Genomic DNA, 15,860 nt, shown 5'->3' on the forward strand with positions numbered 1-15,860 from the left:
AATTCAAAAGATGGAAAACTTAATCAGATGAAATTATTCACTGATGGAAAAAGTGAATCAATCTTAAAAGAAAACAATGCAAAAGCAGGTTACTGGGAAGATGTTCAACGTTGTATTAAAAACAACTGGAAAACTATGCCTCAATGGGCTAAATGGGCTTGCGAAGGTGCATGTGGTGGTTGTCTTGGATGTCTAGCTGGTTACGCAATTGGTTGCGCTGCTAGTCAAATATAAAAAGAAGGGTGTGATTCCTCAAATGGAAATGTCTAAAGGAATACTGTTTTATAGACTAACATTGATTATTGCTTGTTTGGCAGTAGTTGCCTTCACATATCCATCTGAATTCTCTAAATTCGCATTAATCGCAGGTATTGTTGGTATTTTTATCATTTTAGCCAAGAAGACTCCTTCCTCAAGGAGCGTGAAGGGTCACAGTTCAGTGAGTAGGTGGGAGATGAATTGGGTTCGAACAAGGGATGGCAGGAAGCCATCTTAATTGTTCGACATATAGAAAGTGTTACTCCACTACCTATCGAATGTACGTTTGGTGTATAATAGTCATATACCGAAATGGAGGTGAATCAAATAATGATGAATAAAGCCTATAAGTTTCGTATCTATCCAAATCAGGCACAAGCAATTCTAATCAACAAAACGATTGGATGTTCTCGCTTTGTATTCAATCATTTCCTATCCTTATGGGATCAAGCATACAAAGAGACAGGAAAAGGCTTGACCTATGGTACATGCTCTGCCAAACTACCTGCCATGAAGAAAGAGCTTGTTTGGCTAAAAGAAGTGGATAGTATTGCGATTCAGTCGTCTGTTCGCAACCTTGCGGATGCTTATACACGCTTTTTCAAAAAACAAAACAGCGCACCGCGCTTTAAATCTAAGAAGAACAACGTACAATCTTATACCACAAAACAAACAAATGAAAACATTGCCATTATAGGGAACAAAATAAAGTTACCGAAACTAGGCCTTGTTCGATTTGCCAAAAGTCGTGAAGTAGAGGGACGTATTGTAAATGCTACAGTTAGACGGAACCCTGCTGGTAGATATTTTGTGTCACTATTAGTTGAAACAGAAGTACAAGAACTTCCGAAAACACATTCTTACATTGGAATAGATGTAGGACTAAAAGATTTCGCTATTTTGTCAAATGGAACACACTATAAAAATCCTAAGTTTTTCCGATCATTAGAAGATAAGTTGGCGAAAGCACAGCGTGTTCTTTCTAGAAGAATGAAAGGATCTTCTCGCTGGAATAAACAACGAGTAAAGGTAGCTAGAATTCATGAATACATATCAAATGCTAGAAAAGATTACTTGGACAAAATCTCAACTGAAATCATCAAAAACCACGATGTTATCGGTATAGAGGATTTGCAAGTATCGAATATGCTAAAAAATCATAAGTTAGCAAAAGCAATTAGTGAGGTATCTTGGTTGCAATTTCGATCAATGTTAGAATACAAAGCAAAATGGTATGGCAAACAAGTCATTGTCGTATCGAAAACATTTGCTTCCAGCCAATTATGTTCCTGTTGTGGATATCAAAATAAAGACGTTAAAAATCTAAACCTACGTGAATGGAACTGTCCTTCTTGTCGTACATACCATGATAGGGATATTAACGCAAGTATCAATCTAAAGAATGAAGCGATAAGGCTTCTAACCGCAAGGACTGCGGGGTTAGCCTAATCAATTAGAGTTCGATAGAACTCTTTACTTAGGAATCCCTCACTTCTAAACGAAGTGAAAGTGGGGGTAGTTCAATACACTAGATAAAATAATAGCAAAAGATAACAAAAAAAGAGTTTATCTCCTCGTATCATTACTCTTTATAATCGGATTTGCTATAACCTTCTACTACACATTCTTATAAAAATACTTTACAATAGGCGATACTTCAAAAAAAAGAATCCTGATTTTTAAAGGATTCTTTTTTTTGCCCTCCTTCTCTTTTCCCCCCTTAACAAACCAGATTAGCTAGCCAAAACAGGATATGCGAAGGGTAGGGGGCAAAGCTGGGGTGTGGAAAGCCTTTTGACTATGTGTAATTATTTCACTGCCTCTTTAAATTCTTTTCCAGCTTTAAAAGCAGGTGCTTTTGAAGCCGCGATTTGCATTTCTTCACCTGTTTGTGGGTTACGTCCTGTACGTGCAGATCTTTCACGTACTTCAAATGTACCAAAACCAAGAATCTGTACTTTCTCTCCAGTTGCTAACGCATTTGTTATTGTATCTAATAATGCTTGTGTTGCTGCTGCAGCATCTTTTTGTGTAAGTTCAGCTTTTTCTGCTACTACTTTTGTTAATTCAGTTTTATTCATTTTCTGCACCTCTTAATATGTAATTAGGTGACTATTATAACGTGTGTGTATTCATGACGCAATTATACTGTACTTAGAAAAGGCCATAGCAAGAGCAAGAGGACAATGTCTGTGTAAAAGGCATAAGGAGGATATTAATTATCGCTTTAAACTCTGTTCATATTTCTTTACATCTTCCAGAGTTTTAAACGTTAACACATCAAAAACTCCTTTTTCATTCCCACATACAACAACAAAACCATCTGTTGCTTCCAGAACTCTACCGACGCCACCATCTGTAAGTGAAATATTGGTGAGATGTTTTACGTTAAGTTTTTCTTCTTTTTGAATGTAAGTAGTTATGGGTGTTCCTACAGGAAATGCGTCTGTGATCTCTTTTGTTGTATATGTGCCATCATCTATTGATTGAGTTTTAGCTGTAATAGAATCAGTTTGAGTGGCACATCCTGTTGAACATATTAAAAGAATGCCAGTAATCATACTTACACATGCTGTTTTTACCATTCACAAAATCCTCCTATAACGGTTCGTATTGTCAACCCATTTAGGGTAACAAATTATATATACGAAGTTTGTTGGATTATATGAGTCGTAATTGAACAAAGATACAGGTATTTTGGCAGAATGTGTTTCAAACAAAAGAAAAGACACCCTAAGGTGCCTTTCTGCGACTTGAACCAACGTAATATGGTATTGGATGCCAATCCAATTATTATTTTACCACATTAAGTAATTTTGGTTGTTGAGAAATATAATTCAAATCTATATGTTGTTTATTTTTGCTTCGTTAGCTTTTTTGTAATGGATTCTTCAACCTGTTCAGATTTACTTTTAATTTCATCGGTAATTGCTATCTTGCTACCCTGGTGCACATAATACAGGTATTTGTTGCACCAGAACCAAAAAAGTAATTAAATGTAAAAAAGTTAAAAATCGAAACATATGTTATTATTATATTGAGAATTATAAATTAAAGGTGGCATCTGGAAGGGAATAGTTATAAATGAAAAAAATAAAGGGGAAGTTATCTTTTAGTATTGATATTATAGGTTGTATCCTTTGCATTATAATGTTTATTATAAGTCTTGTTAATTTTAGAACATGGGTACACCCATTTTTATTCCTTATCTTCGGACTAATTTTCTTCATTAATATAGTAAATACCCGTAAGAGAAAAGGGTGTAATTCAAATTAAAATAAAAATGTATCCGTATAACCAAAAAACGCTATTCTTTTTGTAGAAATATACAGAGAGGATGGCATTTTTTATAAATTTTTTGTTTCAAGATGAATTCCAATGATTTGCTAAGGGATTATATCAATATTTTCCTCCTTCACTTTTAGAATAGCTGGCTAGAGGGGGAGATTTTGTTTAAAGAAAGGGAGTTTTTGAGATGTTACCTGATTATATAAAGATAGCTCATGAGATAGCCAAAAAAGCCCATGCTGGACAAGTAGATAAAGCAGGTATGGATTATATCAAACACCCTGAGGCGGTTGCTAGCTTTGTAAATACGAACGAAGAGAAGGCTACTGCTTATTTGCATGATGTTCTGGAAGATACTGAGATAACAGCTACTGATTTATTAAATGCTGGTATACCTCATAATGTAGTTGAGGCAGTGCAGCTACTGACAAAAGAGAAATACACGCCTTATTTTGAGTATCTGAGCAGAGTAAAAGAAAATTCTCTTGCCCGCACAGTTAAACTTGCAGACTTAAAACATAATTCTGATCGCTCAAGACTAGCTAGAATAACAGATAAAGACCTAAAAAGATTGGAGAAGTACCGCAAAGCGATTCAGTTTTTAAGGGAATAAAAGAAACAGCAACTTCTTTAGTTGTAATTTCCTAGAATACTAGTCGTTTGAAGAGACAACTTCTTGCAAATATTCAATGTTCCCCATATGGTATTTTTAACAAAATGTAAAAAATAGCGAACAATATGTTAAAGATTATATTCAAAATGTTAAAAATAGGATAAAATATTTATGGGAGGTGGAGATAGTTGTTAAACAACCGGATAGTTGTTTGTCGTGCCGAAAAAGGTTGGACACAGCAAGATTTAGGAGAGAGAGTAGGTGCTAGTCGACAGACTATCGCTTCTATGGAAAGGAATAAATATAATCCCTCTTTAATTCTTGCATTTAAAATAGCTCAAGCTTTTGGAAAACCATTAGAGGAAGTTTTTGAATTTAAGGAGGAATAAACAAATGGAATCTATAAAGTATGCTGTAATTATTATTATAGTTTTATCATGCTTAAGTGAATTATATATGTTTAAATTTCAAAAAAGCCAAGAAGCAAGAGATGAGAGAGGTTTAGAAATTCAGTATAAAACTACTAATTTTTTATATAATACTCTTTATCTGGGAATAGTTATATTATTTCTCCTTAACATACTTCAATATATTACAGCAGAACAATTTGTGAATATCCTCTTATATTTCTTTATTTCTTTAGGGATAATAAAAGTTGCTTATTCATATTGGAGAAGGAGCTATTAAATATAAAAAGAAATACTAAAAATAAGGTTCATATTTTTAATATACTTGTTCCTGAATTAATAATAGATTAATCTCTGTGGAGTTATTAGTACTTAATATTAAGAGGAATTAGCCGCAGCTTACTAATATAATTATAGATACGCCTATGTACTTAAAGAATAAATACAGAGTTTTTATAGGCATGGAAAAATTGCAGTTTCAATTGAAACTGCAATTTTTAATTCATCCTTGCCATTATAGGGGAGGGGATTTGAAGTGTGCTAAGATAAAGTCATTTTAGTAAACTCGCTTCATTTTCAAATAAGTTTGAATGAAGGGGATAATTTGCTAAATTCACTATGTTGTTCATTTCCTTCTTGGTTCATAATTGCTTGATAAGATGAAAATCCTTTATACGTTTTTCTTTTCCATTGCCATAAGCCATTACTTTGATCGAATTCACCATAGTAATGATTGTAATCCAGTTTGTTCCCAGTGTTTTTATTAAAACTATTGCTAATAAAAATACGGCTATTACTTGCATAGATTTGGTTATTGGTAATTACATTGTTCCGAGTATCGTAATTTATTTCGATTTGGCCACTATCTTGATCTTTTGTATCATTTTTATAAATTACATTGTTCGTAATCGTGTTATTTTCAGCATATCCTTGCTTACTGTCATATCCACCAATTGCAATACCACTCATGATATTATTGGATATCGTATTGTCTCTAACGGTAATTTGGCTTGCGCTTTTTCCTGCATGTTCGCTTGCCACCTCAATACCAAGGTCGTTTTCATAGCTTTGATTTTGCTCAATGATAATTTCCTTTCCGCCATCCACGTAAATACCATCAGCTGAATATTCATTATAACTAGTATTATTGATGGATGAATTGTGATGGACAATGTTATTACGAACAACTCCATTCCGTGCTTGATCTAAAGCAGCTACTGAAGATACACCTTCATGTCCAATCAGAACAATTCCGATGTTGTTGTTATCATGCACTTTGTTATTGGTAACTTCAAAAGAATCTACATTTCCATTCACAGCAATTGCTTCACTCAATCCTAATTTCAAATTTGCTACTTCGTTATTATCAATGACAATATGATTTAAATTATTTTGTGCACTAGATGAAGTACCGTATACAGCAATACCGTGTGCATTTCCATCCTTAACATTTGCTTCAATGTGGTGAATATAATTATTTCTAATATCAATGTAACTTCCTGTTCCAGAGATATAAATACCAATAGGGGTTTCGTTAACTTTCGTTGACTTTAAGTTACGAAATTCTAATCCTTTTACTTGAATATAGTTTTTGTCTTCTATTGTAAATAACCCATCATCTTCTAACTTGACATTAGAACCATCAAGAATGACTTTTTCATCTTGGTAATTTTGAAAAGTAATGGGTGCGCCTGAGGCACCAGAATGAGCGACACGAACTTTTTGTTTATAAACTCCGCCTCTTATGTAGATTGTACTTCCTTCTTTCGCGACATTAGCAGCTTTTTGAATGGTAGCGAAAGGTTGATCTAATGTGCCGAGATTGAGGTCATTTCCTGTTGGAGATACATAGTAATTTGTAACAGGGTTTGCATTGCTATTGGATTGTGCAAAGGTAGAGGCAGGGAGTGTGAAAATTAACATACTGAAAGAAAGGATAAAGATAAAAAGCGATTTTTTTAATGAGAGAAATATTGTTTGATATTTCATCATGATCCTCCTTCTTTATTAAGCATTCCTTCTCAACTATATAATTCAAACTGACGATTTATATCTTGTACTAATAAAAAAAGACCCAGTAATGTATTCTGGATTAAGAAACACCAACTCCTATGGTCTACGTATTCTATCTGAAACTAAATTTTTAATAATTCATGGTTTTTCGTATAAAATCAAATCATATATATGTGTACTTGAAGAAATACGGATATTAAAATCGGTAGACGAGGGAATGAGGGATACTGATACTAATTTTAAAGGGAGTTATTCAAAATATATTTTCTATTCAATTAAATCTTCCCTGTGTATCTTGTTAACTGTTGTACTAATTGAATTGGTAAGATTAACAGATAATTATTTAAAGTGGGGATAGTTCAATAGATCTGAAATTAACATTGTTTAATATAAGTATTAGAAAAAAGTTTATCAAGTTTTAATATTCGAAAAATTATTTATATAAACAAGTGTGTTGTGGTAACATTTAACAAAAGGGGGTAGCGTATATGAATGTTGAAATTATTTCTAAAGAAGAAATCACAAAATTATTAAACGACTGGTATCAAGCTATAATTTCACTACGTGTATTACAGTCTAATAAAATAAAAGAAGAGATTGCAGATAAAATCAATAATATTAAGGAAGACCAAACAATATTAGTCTACTATGCTTTATTGAATGCACGGTATAATCTGCTAATTCGTGATATGGATAGTTCAAAAGATATTTTGGATAAAATTGAGCCATTACAAGAGTCTACAGAAACATTTTTAGAGTACTATCATCATTTATTTAAAGCAATTTATGCTACTAATACAGCAAACCATAGTGAAGCAAGAATGCAATTTGAAAAAGCTGAAACGTTTTTAGAGTACATGCATGATGAAATTGAAAAAGCTGAATTTAATTATTGGCTTGCAGTCCATTACTATCACGTATTAAAACCGATCCTAGCAGTTCAATTTGCTACGAAGGCAAATGAAGTATTTTCAATTAGTCCAGGGTATGAATTAAAAACTGCTGCTTGTTTGAATACTTTAGGGATGGCACACACTCGCTTAAGTGAATTCGAAAGTGCAGAGGAATATTTACTTTCAGCATTGGATACTTTCCAAAAATCTCATGACGAAAGTCTTACTAAACGTGTGAAGCACAATTTAGGACTTTTATATGCAAGTCAAAACATGTCAGAGTTAGCAATTAAGCATTTAGAGGAATCACTAGAAAACAACGCTAAAACGATGTTTCTTTTAGCAAGAGAACATTTTAAGTTAGGTCATAATCATAATGCTAATGAATATATTGAGAATGGCTATAAGATTAGTGACTTATGTTATCGTCATCATTTTCAAATTTTAAAAGCAGTACATAACTATGCACCACAAGAAGAATTAGAAAAGTTGGTCATGGAAGGTATTTCGTATTTTGAAAAAGAAGAATTATATGATTGGGTAAAAGAATATGCTTATCTTTTAGGTAATATATTCTATGGTTCAGAAAATCACGAAAAAGCCAGCAAGTATTTACACATCGCTTTAGATGCAGACAAAAAGAGTATAGAAAGAAGGGCGCTAAAATGAAAAAAGCAATCTTATTAATGATGATGTTATCCGCTGTTTTTACTTTTGGTCTTACTAATGTAAAAGACGTATCACAAAATGAAACTATTGAAGTGTTTATGGATCATGGAGAGCATATTTAATTATCTAAAAAAAGAGGGAGCTGCGAGCACCCTCTTTTTTAATTATGACCATATTAATTTAGAAATAACATAAGTAGCAGTAGGAATGAAAAATATAAGGGATAATGTTCCATAGTACCAAATACAGTCTGATTTACATTCTTAAATACCAAACCATACATTCTTCTTTACACCCAATGCTTTTAAGGGTGGAGTTGCGGCTAGAACGATTGAACCGCTTCTATTTACATCACCGACTACTGCTAATTTTGTATGCATAGGGTCTAATCCCATTTTGATGCAACTTACTGAAGCGTAAAAACTTCATAGAACTACACATAAGATGATTTTATTAGTTAGGATGGAATAGTCATACACTGTGATTGCCCCTCATAAAAGAGCGTATGTTCTTTTATGAAGGGGGATTTTAAATATATAGAAATTAACCTGGAGAATAAATTATACTTTAAGTTGAATAAGGAATATTTATTAAATAAAATAGTATAATTTATAATTTCAGGGGCAGGTAATAAGGAAGAGAAATTGGGATATCTAGTAGAGGAGGGTGTTATATGTATAACTGTAATCAATGTGGAACAGAAATGATTATGCAATTACAAGACAGATATAGAGAATTTTGCCCAAGATGTGAAGGTCTTAAACCAAGTAGCTTAGTATACTATAATTTATATGAATTGCTAGATTATATGGAAGCAAATAATTATATGAATAAAGAAAATATGCTACATAACTTTTTAAAATGGGAGTTTGAGTTAACGAATGGAAATCTGTTTAAGTTATATTTAAACTTAGATAGATATGATCAACCTGATGATGAGGACCTTATAAAACAATTAGAAGTTTATATGAAGGGAATTCGCTTAAAATTAAATATTAAATATGAGGATGACTATATCTGGATTATGGTTAATTAGAAGAGGTTCTATATGTGTTGAGTTTTATGTGAAAAAATAGTAAGGGATAGAGAGGCGATTAATAGAATGCAAGATTTACAAGAGGCAGTAATAAAATTTCGAGATGAGAGAAATTGGGGTCAGTTTCATAATGCTAAGGATTTAGCCATTTCATTAAACTTAGAAGCATCAGAATTGCTTGAAGTCTTTCAATGGAAGTCAAGTGAAGAAGCGACAGAAACAAAAATGCTAGAAATGAAGGAAGAAATAGCGGATGTAATGATTTATTTGCTTATGTTAAGTGATAAATTAAATATTGATTTAGAAGAGGCAGTTCATGCTAAATTACGCAAGAATGCAGAGAAATATCCAGTAGAAAAGGCGTTTGGAAAAAATAAAAAATATGATGAACTATAGAAATGAAAAATAAGAATTCGGTTGGATGATTATATACATAACTCAATTTCAATCGATTAGGTTTTTCATCTGATAATGGAATTTATACCATTAACACTCATTCTATTTAAGTGGTTGGATATACTGCGAAATTAAGGGATAGAAAAATAATCGATGTGATAAAAAAGAAACGTTTTTGTTATATATGTAAATTTAAAGGAAGAATGTTGGTATAGCCCTATCTTGAATTTTTATTATATATACAAAAACTTGATATTTTAAAGTTTTTAAAGATATCCACATTATAATTCAATTGGGGCATAAAAAAATAAAACCCTATTAAATCATTTTTAATGCTGATTTAATAGGGTTTTATTGATGTTTTTATATTTGGGGAACAAAAATTAACTAAATTTTATATTTGACTTTGATAGATGAACAATTTAATGTGTAGTATATAAGGGTTTCGTATAGGTGGTAATAAACTTGAAAAAAACAAGTTTAAATAATAATCAAATCAATTGTATCAAATAATTCGATATATTAGCATGTAAAGAATTAATGTGATAAATAAAAACTTGGAGGTAATATATAATGAAATTATATCAAAATGGAGAAGTAGGAAGTAAGAAGAAAGGTGTAGTTTTACAACCAACAGGTGGTATGGAAAATGTGAAGCGTACAATACTTCAGTCGGTTTACCTAGATGATTTACAAAAAGCATTAACTGAAGAGCAGTATAAGTGTTTAGAACAAGCTTTTCCCTCGAAACGCTTTCTTGCATGGGGATGTAACGATTATGGGTGGACGGATAATCAATATAAGATGATTAACAAGGGGTTTGATATATGGTTTTACACAGATTGGTGTTATTTTTTACGTGCGGAAGTTGAGTGTGGCTTTCACAATCCAAAAGTGGCAAGTTTGCTATGGAACTCTCCATCGGATGATAGTCGTAACTTTAATAATCTATATTTCTGTTCAGTTGATTCGTTAACGAAAATCAATTTGCTTACACCAGAGGTTAATGAAATCACACGAGGAGAATTGAAAAAAAATGTTTTAAGACGTTTGGAAGTTTTTATTGATGAAAAAGCGACAGCTTTATTAAAATTAATTTAAACATAATAGTGGTCAAAAGAGTAATCTTTTGGTCACCGTTACCTGTATTTTGTGAAGGAGAAATTGGAATGAAACAAGTAATGACAGGCTTACACTATTTAATGAATGTTAAAGGTCAAAAGAATAAGGATGTTGCGGAAATTCTAGGTATTTCGACTCAGGCGGTTTCGTTATGGACGAAGAAAGGTACGATTCCAAAAAAACATTTGGAAAGACTTGCAAATCATTATAAGGTATCACAGGAGTACTTAGTGAACCCATTAACAGCAGATACGATTAGTGTTATTAAGAAGGATGCAACGCCAGTGATGGAGATTACCCATAATGGACTTGCTACTTATGGAGATTTCAATGTTGTACTGCAGCCAACAAGCGATAAAGTGGCACGAACTAATTTTAAAAATACGATTCGTCAGTTACGTGATGTTGAAGAATTTGCGGAATATGTGAAGGCAGAAGAGCTTGCGGATTTACGGGCAATTTTTCCTGAGGGGAAGTGCGCTGTTTGGGGCGTGAAGTCAGGTGCAAATGATGCAACGAAAAAGCAGTATGATAAGTTAGAACTTGGTGATTTTGTGCTATTTTATCAAGATAAGCATTTTTATAACCGGGCCATCGTTGCGTATAAGTTGCATTCTCCTGGGTTAAGTGAACATTTATGGGGAGATCCAATTTTCGAGCACGTTTACATACTACAAGATATCCATCCATATAACTTGTCGGTTGTAAGATTTAATGAGGTTGTATATGGAAAATCGGAGGATTTCCCAGTGATGGGTTTCCGTGTATTAAGTCATGAACAGAGCTTGCAGGTTATTGATGCATTTGATCTTGAAGGTGAATATGTAGACTCGCATGCTGCTATTTTGGAAGCATCTAGTGAGAAGCGCTCACGTGAAGAGATTTTAAAAGCATTGTTAGCACTAGAGAATAATAAGGAACTTAACCGTGATACGAAGCGTAAGTATCGTGTTGAACAAAGTTTGCTAAGGGAATTTTTATTCAATGGTGAGAAAGCGGTGGTATGCGGTTGCTGCCAAACGAAATTATCACCAGATTTTATTGCAACGGCTCATATAAAAAAGCGTTCGCACTGTTCAAATGAGGAAAAACTAGATGTCAATGTGGTTATGCCACTTTGTTATTTAGGGTGTGATATGTTGTTTGAAAAAGGGCTCCTTGTAGTGGATTCTTCTGGTTATTTTAGGCGTACGGATATGATGGATAATGCTGTTCCTTATGAGGGACGTGTAGGTGCATTACTTGGAGAGTATGATAACAAGTCTTGTCTATATTGGAAGGAAGAAACGGCACCTTATTTTGAGTGGCATTATAATCATCATGTAATGAAGTGAGAAGGTTATGGTATTTACATTTTACTTACTCAAAAAGTAGAAAGTAAAATAAACGTTCATCAGAAATCAGATTTCAGCAATGTTGCAGGAATATAAAAGCTTTTTTACATTTAGTTGTTAATAACCCAAACAATTTTATAATGTAGTTAAAAATTGAGATTTACAATTGCCTACGTATCGAAAGTACAATAGGAATTAGAGGAACGAATCGCGTACTTAGATTACAACTTAGACAAAAAATTAATATTAGTTTAAAATTCCAATATTAATTGTAGAGATGGTCGTGGAATAATTGGATTTTCAAGCTGAATTTATTAAAAAAGCAATAGATTTTTAGGAGAGGATTTAGACGAGAAAATCATCACGGATGGACATAGTAAGCTCATTTCTGATTATGTACTGTTAATGGAAAAAGGGATAGGAACTGTAAAGAATCATAATTTTAAAATCGGTGCGGGTTATATATATTCGCGTATAAACATAGATGGTATTGAATCTTATACAAAGGTTAATAACGAGAACAATACAATTGAGGTTACAAAAATTATTAATGGCGAAGTTACTTTCCTGTATACAATTGTTGTACAAAATGGAGAGTTATTTGCCCTAGGTCGTAATGGAAAATTTACAACAGTAATCTTAGAAGATTACCTACGTGAAACATTTGGTGAAAAGCTAGGTTTATAAGGTTAGTGTTTATGTGTGTTGAAAGCATTCCTTAGGGAGTGCTTTTTAAATGTAAAGAACTGTAACGGAATATTAATATTTTTATAAATGGATTTAAAGATGTTTGTAACATTTCTTACTGTATGATTAAATATAGGAGGTGATTACATGTCTAAAATCGAGATGTTATTAAATGCACTTGCGATATTGTTAGAGCAACCTGCTATTTTTATTATGGTGGGGTTTATAATATTTGGAGCTGTAAAACTAATATTCACTAAATTAAAGTACCTATATTAATAGGTGCTTTTTATTATATAAAAATAGCATGGTGGTGTAGAGTAATTGATTACTGAAATCAGAAAAATAATATCAGATACGGAGTATTGGGATTAAAAAGAAAAGCGAAGTCTATTTGTTCCTACTGGTGAAGAACCGGGATTCGAAGTAACTGTTAATCCTGAAAGTATGGTCTTGGGCATGGACTTATCAAGTAAGCCTGATAAGACGGTAGTGGTAGAACCCTTTAATGGTATGACAGTGAAACAGTTACGTGAGTATGCTGATGAGTTAGATATTGAGATTCCAACCAATGTTAACAAGAAAGAAGACATAATTGACTTACTATCATGAAGTACTGTGACTTTAATTGCTGACGTAACAAGATAAGTAAGGGGCGTTACTGTGAAGACATAAGCGCAACAAACCAAGGAGAAGAAAGATAAGAAGAATATCTATCATCATGATAACAAACTATTCTATCGTACTGATGCATGGAAGTATGTTAGGTCAAAGGAAAGGTATACGAAAGCGAGGATGGCTGTTGTCAATGATGTGGAAGGCTCGTTTTTGGTAGGAGTGCTCATGTTCATCATGTAATACCAATTAAAGAAGATGAAACACTTAAATTAGAAGAGAATAACTTGAGATTACTTTGTCCAGTTTGTCATACAATCAAAGAAAATGAAAGCAAACCGAAAAAAAGTTTTTCCAAGTTATTTTGGATAAGCCCCCCTATCAAAAAATAAAATTTCTCCTCTGGGGAGGATAGGTAGCATAGGGGCATTTCTATCGTTAGACAACATTTTAAAAAAATAAAGGGGGGGGGAAATGTCTACTAAAAAAGAGCGTCAAAAGGTTGTTGCCGAAAAAACAGAAGTTGAAAAAATCAAATATTAAAAATCATGCGTGACGCAGATATTTACACTCTTACTTTAGATCCATTAATTGAATCCTACACGGACATTTTTGAATCTATCAAACTATGTACATTGAATGGAAAGAAATGGGGCTCCCAGCTACGCAGCGGCATAAAAATAAAGTTGATGCTACAAATAATTTATAGCATCCATTGGCTTAGCAAGTAGAAACTTGGCCTGATAAGAAAACTAAGGTAATAGATTTGTTAGGACTCACTAATAAATCTAAGCTAGGTAAGATTGGCACCGGTGGTACTTCTGTCACAAAAGATGAAGAGCTACAGAAACCAATAGCTAAAGTTAGTGAATTGGATAAATACCGTGCAAAGTGGAGAGCTAAAATTAAATATGAATATAATAATATATTTTGATATAATTAATTATCAAAATATTGGAGGTTAGATTATGTGGCATGATATTTTTTTTGACAAAACTGGTGTTTTTCAATGGGCAAGTATAGCGGCTATTGCTTCTTTACTAGCATTTATTTCATCTCTTGTTTCTCTTGCTGTTACATCAATGCAAGCGAAGAAAAACAGAAAATCTACTACACTAGTAAATTTAAGGCTACAAGAGCTAAAGGATTTAAGAGAGGAAGGAGCGGCTTTACTATCATTAATAAATGCTTTTCTAAATAAGAGAAATGTGAAATTAAATCCAAATAGTAGGATGATTTCAAAGACAGATCCTCTAATTAATAAATTGGATATGCATCTTAATAAATTATCTTCCAAATTATATCTACATACATCACAGAGTTTGAATTTAGCATCTGAAATAGCATTAAATCAATTATTAGTATTTAATTTAAAAGATATCAACGAATTAGTTGAGATAAAGATAAATATAGATGAGGCCCTTGATACATATTCAAGAACTGAATATGAAGAAATCGAAAAGAATTTATAATAAAAAGGATAGTTCAAATTGCTATCCTTTTTATTATGCCTTAGAGGTGGTGTTTATATAATTGAACGTGGTTTTGTTACTTTTGTGATAGCAAGATGATAAACCAAGACCAAGTTATGGATTATATTGTGGAATGCTTAAATTAGTATGATGTACAACAAATAAACTATGATCCAGCAATGTCACAGAAGTTAATTAAAAAAACAGGAAAATATTGATTTAAAATGTATCTCTGTAAATCAGTTTCTAAATGTTGTGAATGCGATGATGGAAGATTCAAAAATACTAATTTATGAAAAACGTATAATGACCGATAATCCCTTGTTTATTGTGCTCTTAATGTTGTAGTTGTAACAAATATCAATGGGATGAAAGCCCCAAGTAAGCCACAGTCCAAAAAAAGATTGATGAATTTGTTTCTTTTTTATGCGCTCATAAAGAAACGATGATGGTTATGGATAGCATAAATGAAGAAGGCATGGATGAATTACTTGATGAAATTTATAGATAGAAAAATAGTTTTATATTTCATTAGTTATATTACAATATAAATATTAAATAATGAGGAAGTGTTTTTATGAAAGAATTTATGCCTCTTTTTGCTTCTATTGCCACAGGGATTGCTACATTAACAGCAGTCTGGTTGACTCAGAAAGGAAATAAGAAAGTTCAAAAAGATTTATTAGAATTACAAATAAAACGAGATGAAATGAAAGAAAAAAGAAATGATTTAAAAGAAACTTTAGAAATTTATAATCGTATCCTTAAGGTTAATGGAGAAAATAACGTAATAATTGATAATGGTGGAGCACCTGAAGAATTTGATTTTACTGTATATCAAAAAGAAGTTCGACCTATTCTTTATGAAAAGTACCATTTGTTACATGATGAAGTCGCAATGCTGGTGGCTGGTATAGACGAAGCTATAAGAAGATGCGAATTCTTTGAAGAGGCTGAAAGAAGTGATCATGTGGAACTTTGTGAAAAATACTATAGGTTAATCCGTACCATAAAGCAGAATATTTTCAATTTCCGTAAGGAAGGACGGTAGTTAAAG

General features: G+C 32.4%; 19 protein-coding genes and 3 pseudogenes. 18 read left to right on the forward strand and 4 right to left on the reverse strand.

The annotated features are described in order from the left end of the window. Window positions 1-27: 27 nt before the first annotated feature. Together NST86_RS28690 and tnpB are read left to right on the forward strand one after the other, a co-directional pair. Window positions 28-234 (forward strand): hypothetical protein, encoded by a 207-nt coding sequence (locus tag NST86_RS28690; protein WP_228161275.1) that lies wholly within the window; start codon window positions 28-30, stop codon window positions 232-234. Between the two features lie 354 nt (window positions 235-588). Then, window positions 589-1,707 carry an IS200/IS605 family element RNA-guided endonuclease TnpB gene (gene tnpB, locus NST86_RS28695; protein WP_086414111.1) on the forward strand — a complete coding sequence of 373 codons (1,119 nt, stop codon included), beginning with the start codon at window positions 589-591 and terminating at the stop codon, window positions 1,705-1,707. Window positions 1,708-2,066: 359 nt separating this feature from the next. On the opposite strand, the gene NST86_RS28700 is transcribed toward tnpB, so the two are convergent. Both NST86_RS28700 and NST86_RS28705 read right to left on the reverse strand, forming a co-directional pair. Next, window positions 2,067-2,339 (reverse strand): HU family DNA-binding protein, encoded by a 273-nt coding sequence (locus NST86_RS28700; protein ID WP_001043942.1) that lies wholly within the window; start codon window positions 2,337-2,339, stop codon window positions 2,067-2,069. Between the two features lie 138 nt (window positions 2,340-2,477). Next, window positions 2,478-2,843, reverse strand: a complete 366-nt coding sequence (locus tag NST86_RS28705; RefSeq protein ID WP_000241080.1) for a hypothetical protein — start codon at window positions 2,841-2,843, stop codon at window positions 2,478-2,480. 890 nt (window positions 2,844-3,733) lie between these two features. On the opposite strand from NST86_RS28705, the gene NST86_RS28710 reads away from it, so the two are divergent. The 3 genes from NST86_RS28710 (at window position 3,734) to NST86_RS28720 (ending at window position 4,846) form a co-directional block, all read left to right on the forward strand. After that, window positions 3,734-4,159 (forward strand): HD domain-containing protein, encoded by a 426-nt coding sequence (locus NST86_RS28710; protein ID WP_061663385.1) that lies wholly within the window; start codon window positions 3,734-3,736, stop codon window positions 4,157-4,159. Window positions 4,160-4,347: 188 nt separating this feature from the next. Further along, on the forward strand, window positions 4,348-4,548 hold the full coding sequence (locus NST86_RS28715) for a helix-turn-helix transcriptional regulator (RefSeq protein WP_000933886.1): 201 nt from the start codon (window positions 4,348-4,350) through the stop codon (window positions 4,546-4,548). A 4-nt stretch (window positions 4,549-4,552) separates the two neighbouring features. After that, window positions 4,553-4,846 carry a hypothetical protein gene (locus tag NST86_RS28720; protein ID WP_061663387.1) on the forward strand — a complete coding sequence of 98 codons (294 nt, stop codon included), beginning with the start codon at window positions 4,553-4,555 and terminating at the stop codon, window positions 4,844-4,846. 296 nt (window positions 4,847-5,142) lie between these two features. Here the strand turns inward: NST86_RS28720 and NST86_RS28725 are convergent, their stop codons facing one another. Continuing rightward, on the reverse strand, window positions 5,143-6,555 hold the full coding sequence (locus NST86_RS28725) for a right-handed parallel beta-helix repeat-containing protein (protein ID WP_061663389.1): 1,413 nt from the start codon (window positions 6,553-6,555) through the stop codon (window positions 5,143-5,145). A gap of 512 nt (window positions 6,556-7,067) precedes the next feature. On the opposite strand from NST86_RS28725, the gene NST86_RS28730 reads away from it, so the two are divergent. Together NST86_RS28730 and NST86_RS28735 are read left to right on the forward strand one after the other, a co-directional pair. After that, on the forward strand, window positions 7,068-8,141 hold the full coding sequence (locus NST86_RS28730) for a Rap family tetratricopeptide repeat protein (protein WP_340768403.1): 1,074 nt from the start codon (window positions 7,068-7,070) through the stop codon (window positions 8,139-8,141). Further along, window positions 8,138-8,263, forward strand: coding sequence for a hypothetical protein (locus NST86_RS28735; RefSeq protein WP_000709205.1), 126 nt, complete (start codon window positions 8,138-8,140; stop codon window positions 8,261-8,263). Before NST86_RS28730 ends, NST86_RS28735 begins: the two co-directional genes overlap by 4 nt. A gap of 162 nt (window positions 8,264-8,425) precedes the next feature. Here the strand turns inward: NST86_RS28735 and NST86_RS28740 are convergent. Further along, window positions 8,426-8,620, reverse strand: a pseudogene (locus NST86_RS28740) (DNA repair protein); the annotation flags it as partial. Between the two features lie 194 nt (window positions 8,621-8,814). Between NST86_RS28740 and NST86_RS28745 the strand changes: the two are divergent. The 11 genes and pseudogenes from NST86_RS28745 to NST86_RS28800 all read left to right on the forward strand — a co-directional run bounded on the left by NST86_RS28745 (window position 8,815) and on the right by NST86_RS28800 (window position 15,854). Continuing rightward, on the forward strand, window positions 8,815-9,177 hold the full coding sequence (locus NST86_RS28745) for a hypothetical protein (protein ID WP_061663308.1): 363 nt from the start codon (window positions 8,815-8,817) through the stop codon (window positions 9,175-9,177). Between the two features lie 66 nt (window positions 9,178-9,243). Then, window positions 9,244-9,573: a nucleotide pyrophosphohydrolase gene (locus tag NST86_RS28750; RefSeq protein WP_061663309.1), complete on the forward strand. Its 330-nt coding sequence runs from the start codon at window positions 9,244-9,246 to the stop codon at window positions 9,571-9,573. Window positions 9,574-10,146: 573 nt separating this feature from the next. Further along, window positions 10,147-10,674: a hypothetical protein gene (locus NST86_RS28755; protein ID WP_340934997.1), complete on the forward strand. Its 528-nt coding sequence runs from the start codon at window positions 10,147-10,149 to the stop codon at window positions 10,672-10,674. A gap of 68 nt (window positions 10,675-10,742) precedes the next feature. Beyond that, window positions 10,743-12,029, forward strand: a complete 1,287-nt coding sequence (locus NST86_RS28760; protein WP_061663311.1) for a helix-turn-helix domain-containing protein — start codon at window positions 10,743-10,745, stop codon at window positions 12,027-12,029. 384 nt (window positions 12,030-12,413) lie between these two features. After that, complete coding sequence (locus NST86_RS28765) at window positions 12,414-12,716, forward strand: DUF3942 family protein (protein ID WP_253703360.1); 303 nt, start codon at window positions 12,414-12,416, stop codon at window positions 12,714-12,716. Window positions 12,717-12,863: 147 nt separating this feature from the next. Continuing rightward, window positions 12,864-12,995 (forward strand): hypothetical protein, encoded by a 132-nt coding sequence (locus tag NST86_RS28770; RefSeq protein WP_277996105.1) that lies wholly within the window; start codon window positions 12,864-12,866, stop codon window positions 12,993-12,995. A 45-nt stretch (window positions 12,996-13,040) separates the two neighbouring features. Further along, window positions 13,041-13,328, forward strand: a pseudogene (locus NST86_RS28775) (hypothetical protein). A gap of 251 nt (window positions 13,329-13,579) precedes the next feature. Continuing rightward, window positions 13,580-13,723 carry an HNH endonuclease gene (locus NST86_RS34935; RefSeq protein WP_253703363.1) on the forward strand — a complete coding sequence of 48 codons (144 nt, stop codon included), beginning with the start codon at window positions 13,580-13,582 and terminating at the stop codon, window positions 13,721-13,723. Window positions 13,724-14,299: 576 nt separating this feature from the next. Continuing rightward, window positions 14,300-14,803, forward strand: coding sequence for a hypothetical protein (locus NST86_RS28790; RefSeq protein ID WP_340768411.1), 504 nt, complete (start codon window positions 14,300-14,302; stop codon window positions 14,801-14,803). A gap of 57 nt (window positions 14,804-14,860) precedes the next feature. Further along, window positions 14,861-15,314, forward strand: a pseudogene (locus NST86_RS28795) (terminase TerL endonuclease subunit); the annotation flags it as partial. 66 nt (window positions 15,315-15,380) lie between these two features. After that, the gene (locus NST86_RS28800; RefSeq protein ID WP_340768413.1) at window positions 15,381-15,854 is read left to right on the forward strand and encodes a hypothetical protein; all 474 of its coding nucleotides are present in this window, start codon (window positions 15,381-15,383) and stop codon (window positions 15,852-15,854) included. The last annotated feature ends 6 nt before the right edge of the window (window positions 15,855-15,860 follow it).

The organism is Bacillus sp. FSL L8-0199, from assembly GCF_038005705.1.
GTDB lineage: Bacteria > Bacillota > Bacilli > Bacillales > Bacillaceae_G > Bacillus_A > Bacillus_A cereus.

Bases quoted from the DNA above. Each gene is read 5' to 3' on its own strand.
- NST86_RS28690 (WP_228161275.1), top strand. From the start codon at position 28: ATGAAATTATTCACTGATGGAAAAAGTGAATCAATCTTAAAAGAAAAC.
- tnpB (WP_086414111.1), top strand. From the start codon at position 589: ATGATGAATAAAGCCTATAAGTTTCGTATCTATCCAAATCAGGCACAA.
- NST86_RS28700 (WP_001043942.1), bottom strand. From the start codon at position 2,339: ATGAATAAAACTGAATTAACAAAAGTAGTAGCAGAAAAAGCTGAACTT.
- NST86_RS28705 (WP_000241080.1), bottom strand. From the start codon at position 2,843: ATGGTAAAAACAGCATGTGTAAGTATGATTACTGGCATTCTTTTAATA.
- NST86_RS28710 (WP_061663385.1), top strand. From the start codon at position 3,734: ATGTTACCTGATTATATAAAGATAGCTCATGAGATAGCCAAAAAAGCC.
- NST86_RS28720 (WP_061663387.1), top strand. From the start codon at position 4,553: ATGGAATCTATAAAGTATGCTGTAATTATTATTATAGTTTTATCATGC.
- NST86_RS28725 (WP_061663389.1), bottom strand. From the start codon at position 6,555: ATGAAATATCAAACAATATTTCTCTCATTAAAAAAATCGCTTTTTATC.
- NST86_RS28730 (WP_340768403.1), top strand. From the start codon at position 7,068: ATGAATGTTGAAATTATTTCTAAAGAAGAAATCACAAAATTATTAAAC.
- NST86_RS28735 (WP_000709205.1), top strand. From the start codon at position 8,138: ATGAAAAAAGCAATCTTATTAATGATGATGTTATCCGCTGTTTTTACT.
- NST86_RS28745 (WP_061663308.1), top strand. From the start codon at position 8,815: ATGTATAACTGTAATCAATGTGGAACAGAAATGATTATGCAATTACAA.
- NST86_RS28750 (WP_061663309.1), top strand. From the start codon at position 9,244: ATGCAAGATTTACAAGAGGCAGTAATAAAATTTCGAGATGAGAGAAAT.
- NST86_RS28755 (WP_340934997.1), top strand. From the start codon at position 10,147: ATGAAATTATATCAAAATGGAGAAGTAGGAAGTAAGAAGAAAGGTGTA.
- NST86_RS28760 (WP_061663311.1), top strand. From the start codon at position 10,743: ATGAAACAAGTAATGACAGGCTTACACTATTTAATGAATGTTAAAGGT.
- NST86_RS28770 (WP_277996105.1), top strand. From the start codon at position 12,864: ATGTCTAAAATCGAGATGTTATTAAATGCACTTGCGATATTGTTAGAG.
- NST86_RS28790 (WP_340768411.1), top strand. From the start codon at position 14,300: ATGTGGCATGATATTTTTTTTGACAAAACTGGTGTTTTTCAATGGGCA.
- NST86_RS28800 (WP_340768413.1), top strand. From the start codon at position 15,381: ATGAAAGAATTTATGCCTCTTTTTGCTTCTATTGCCACAGGGATTGCT.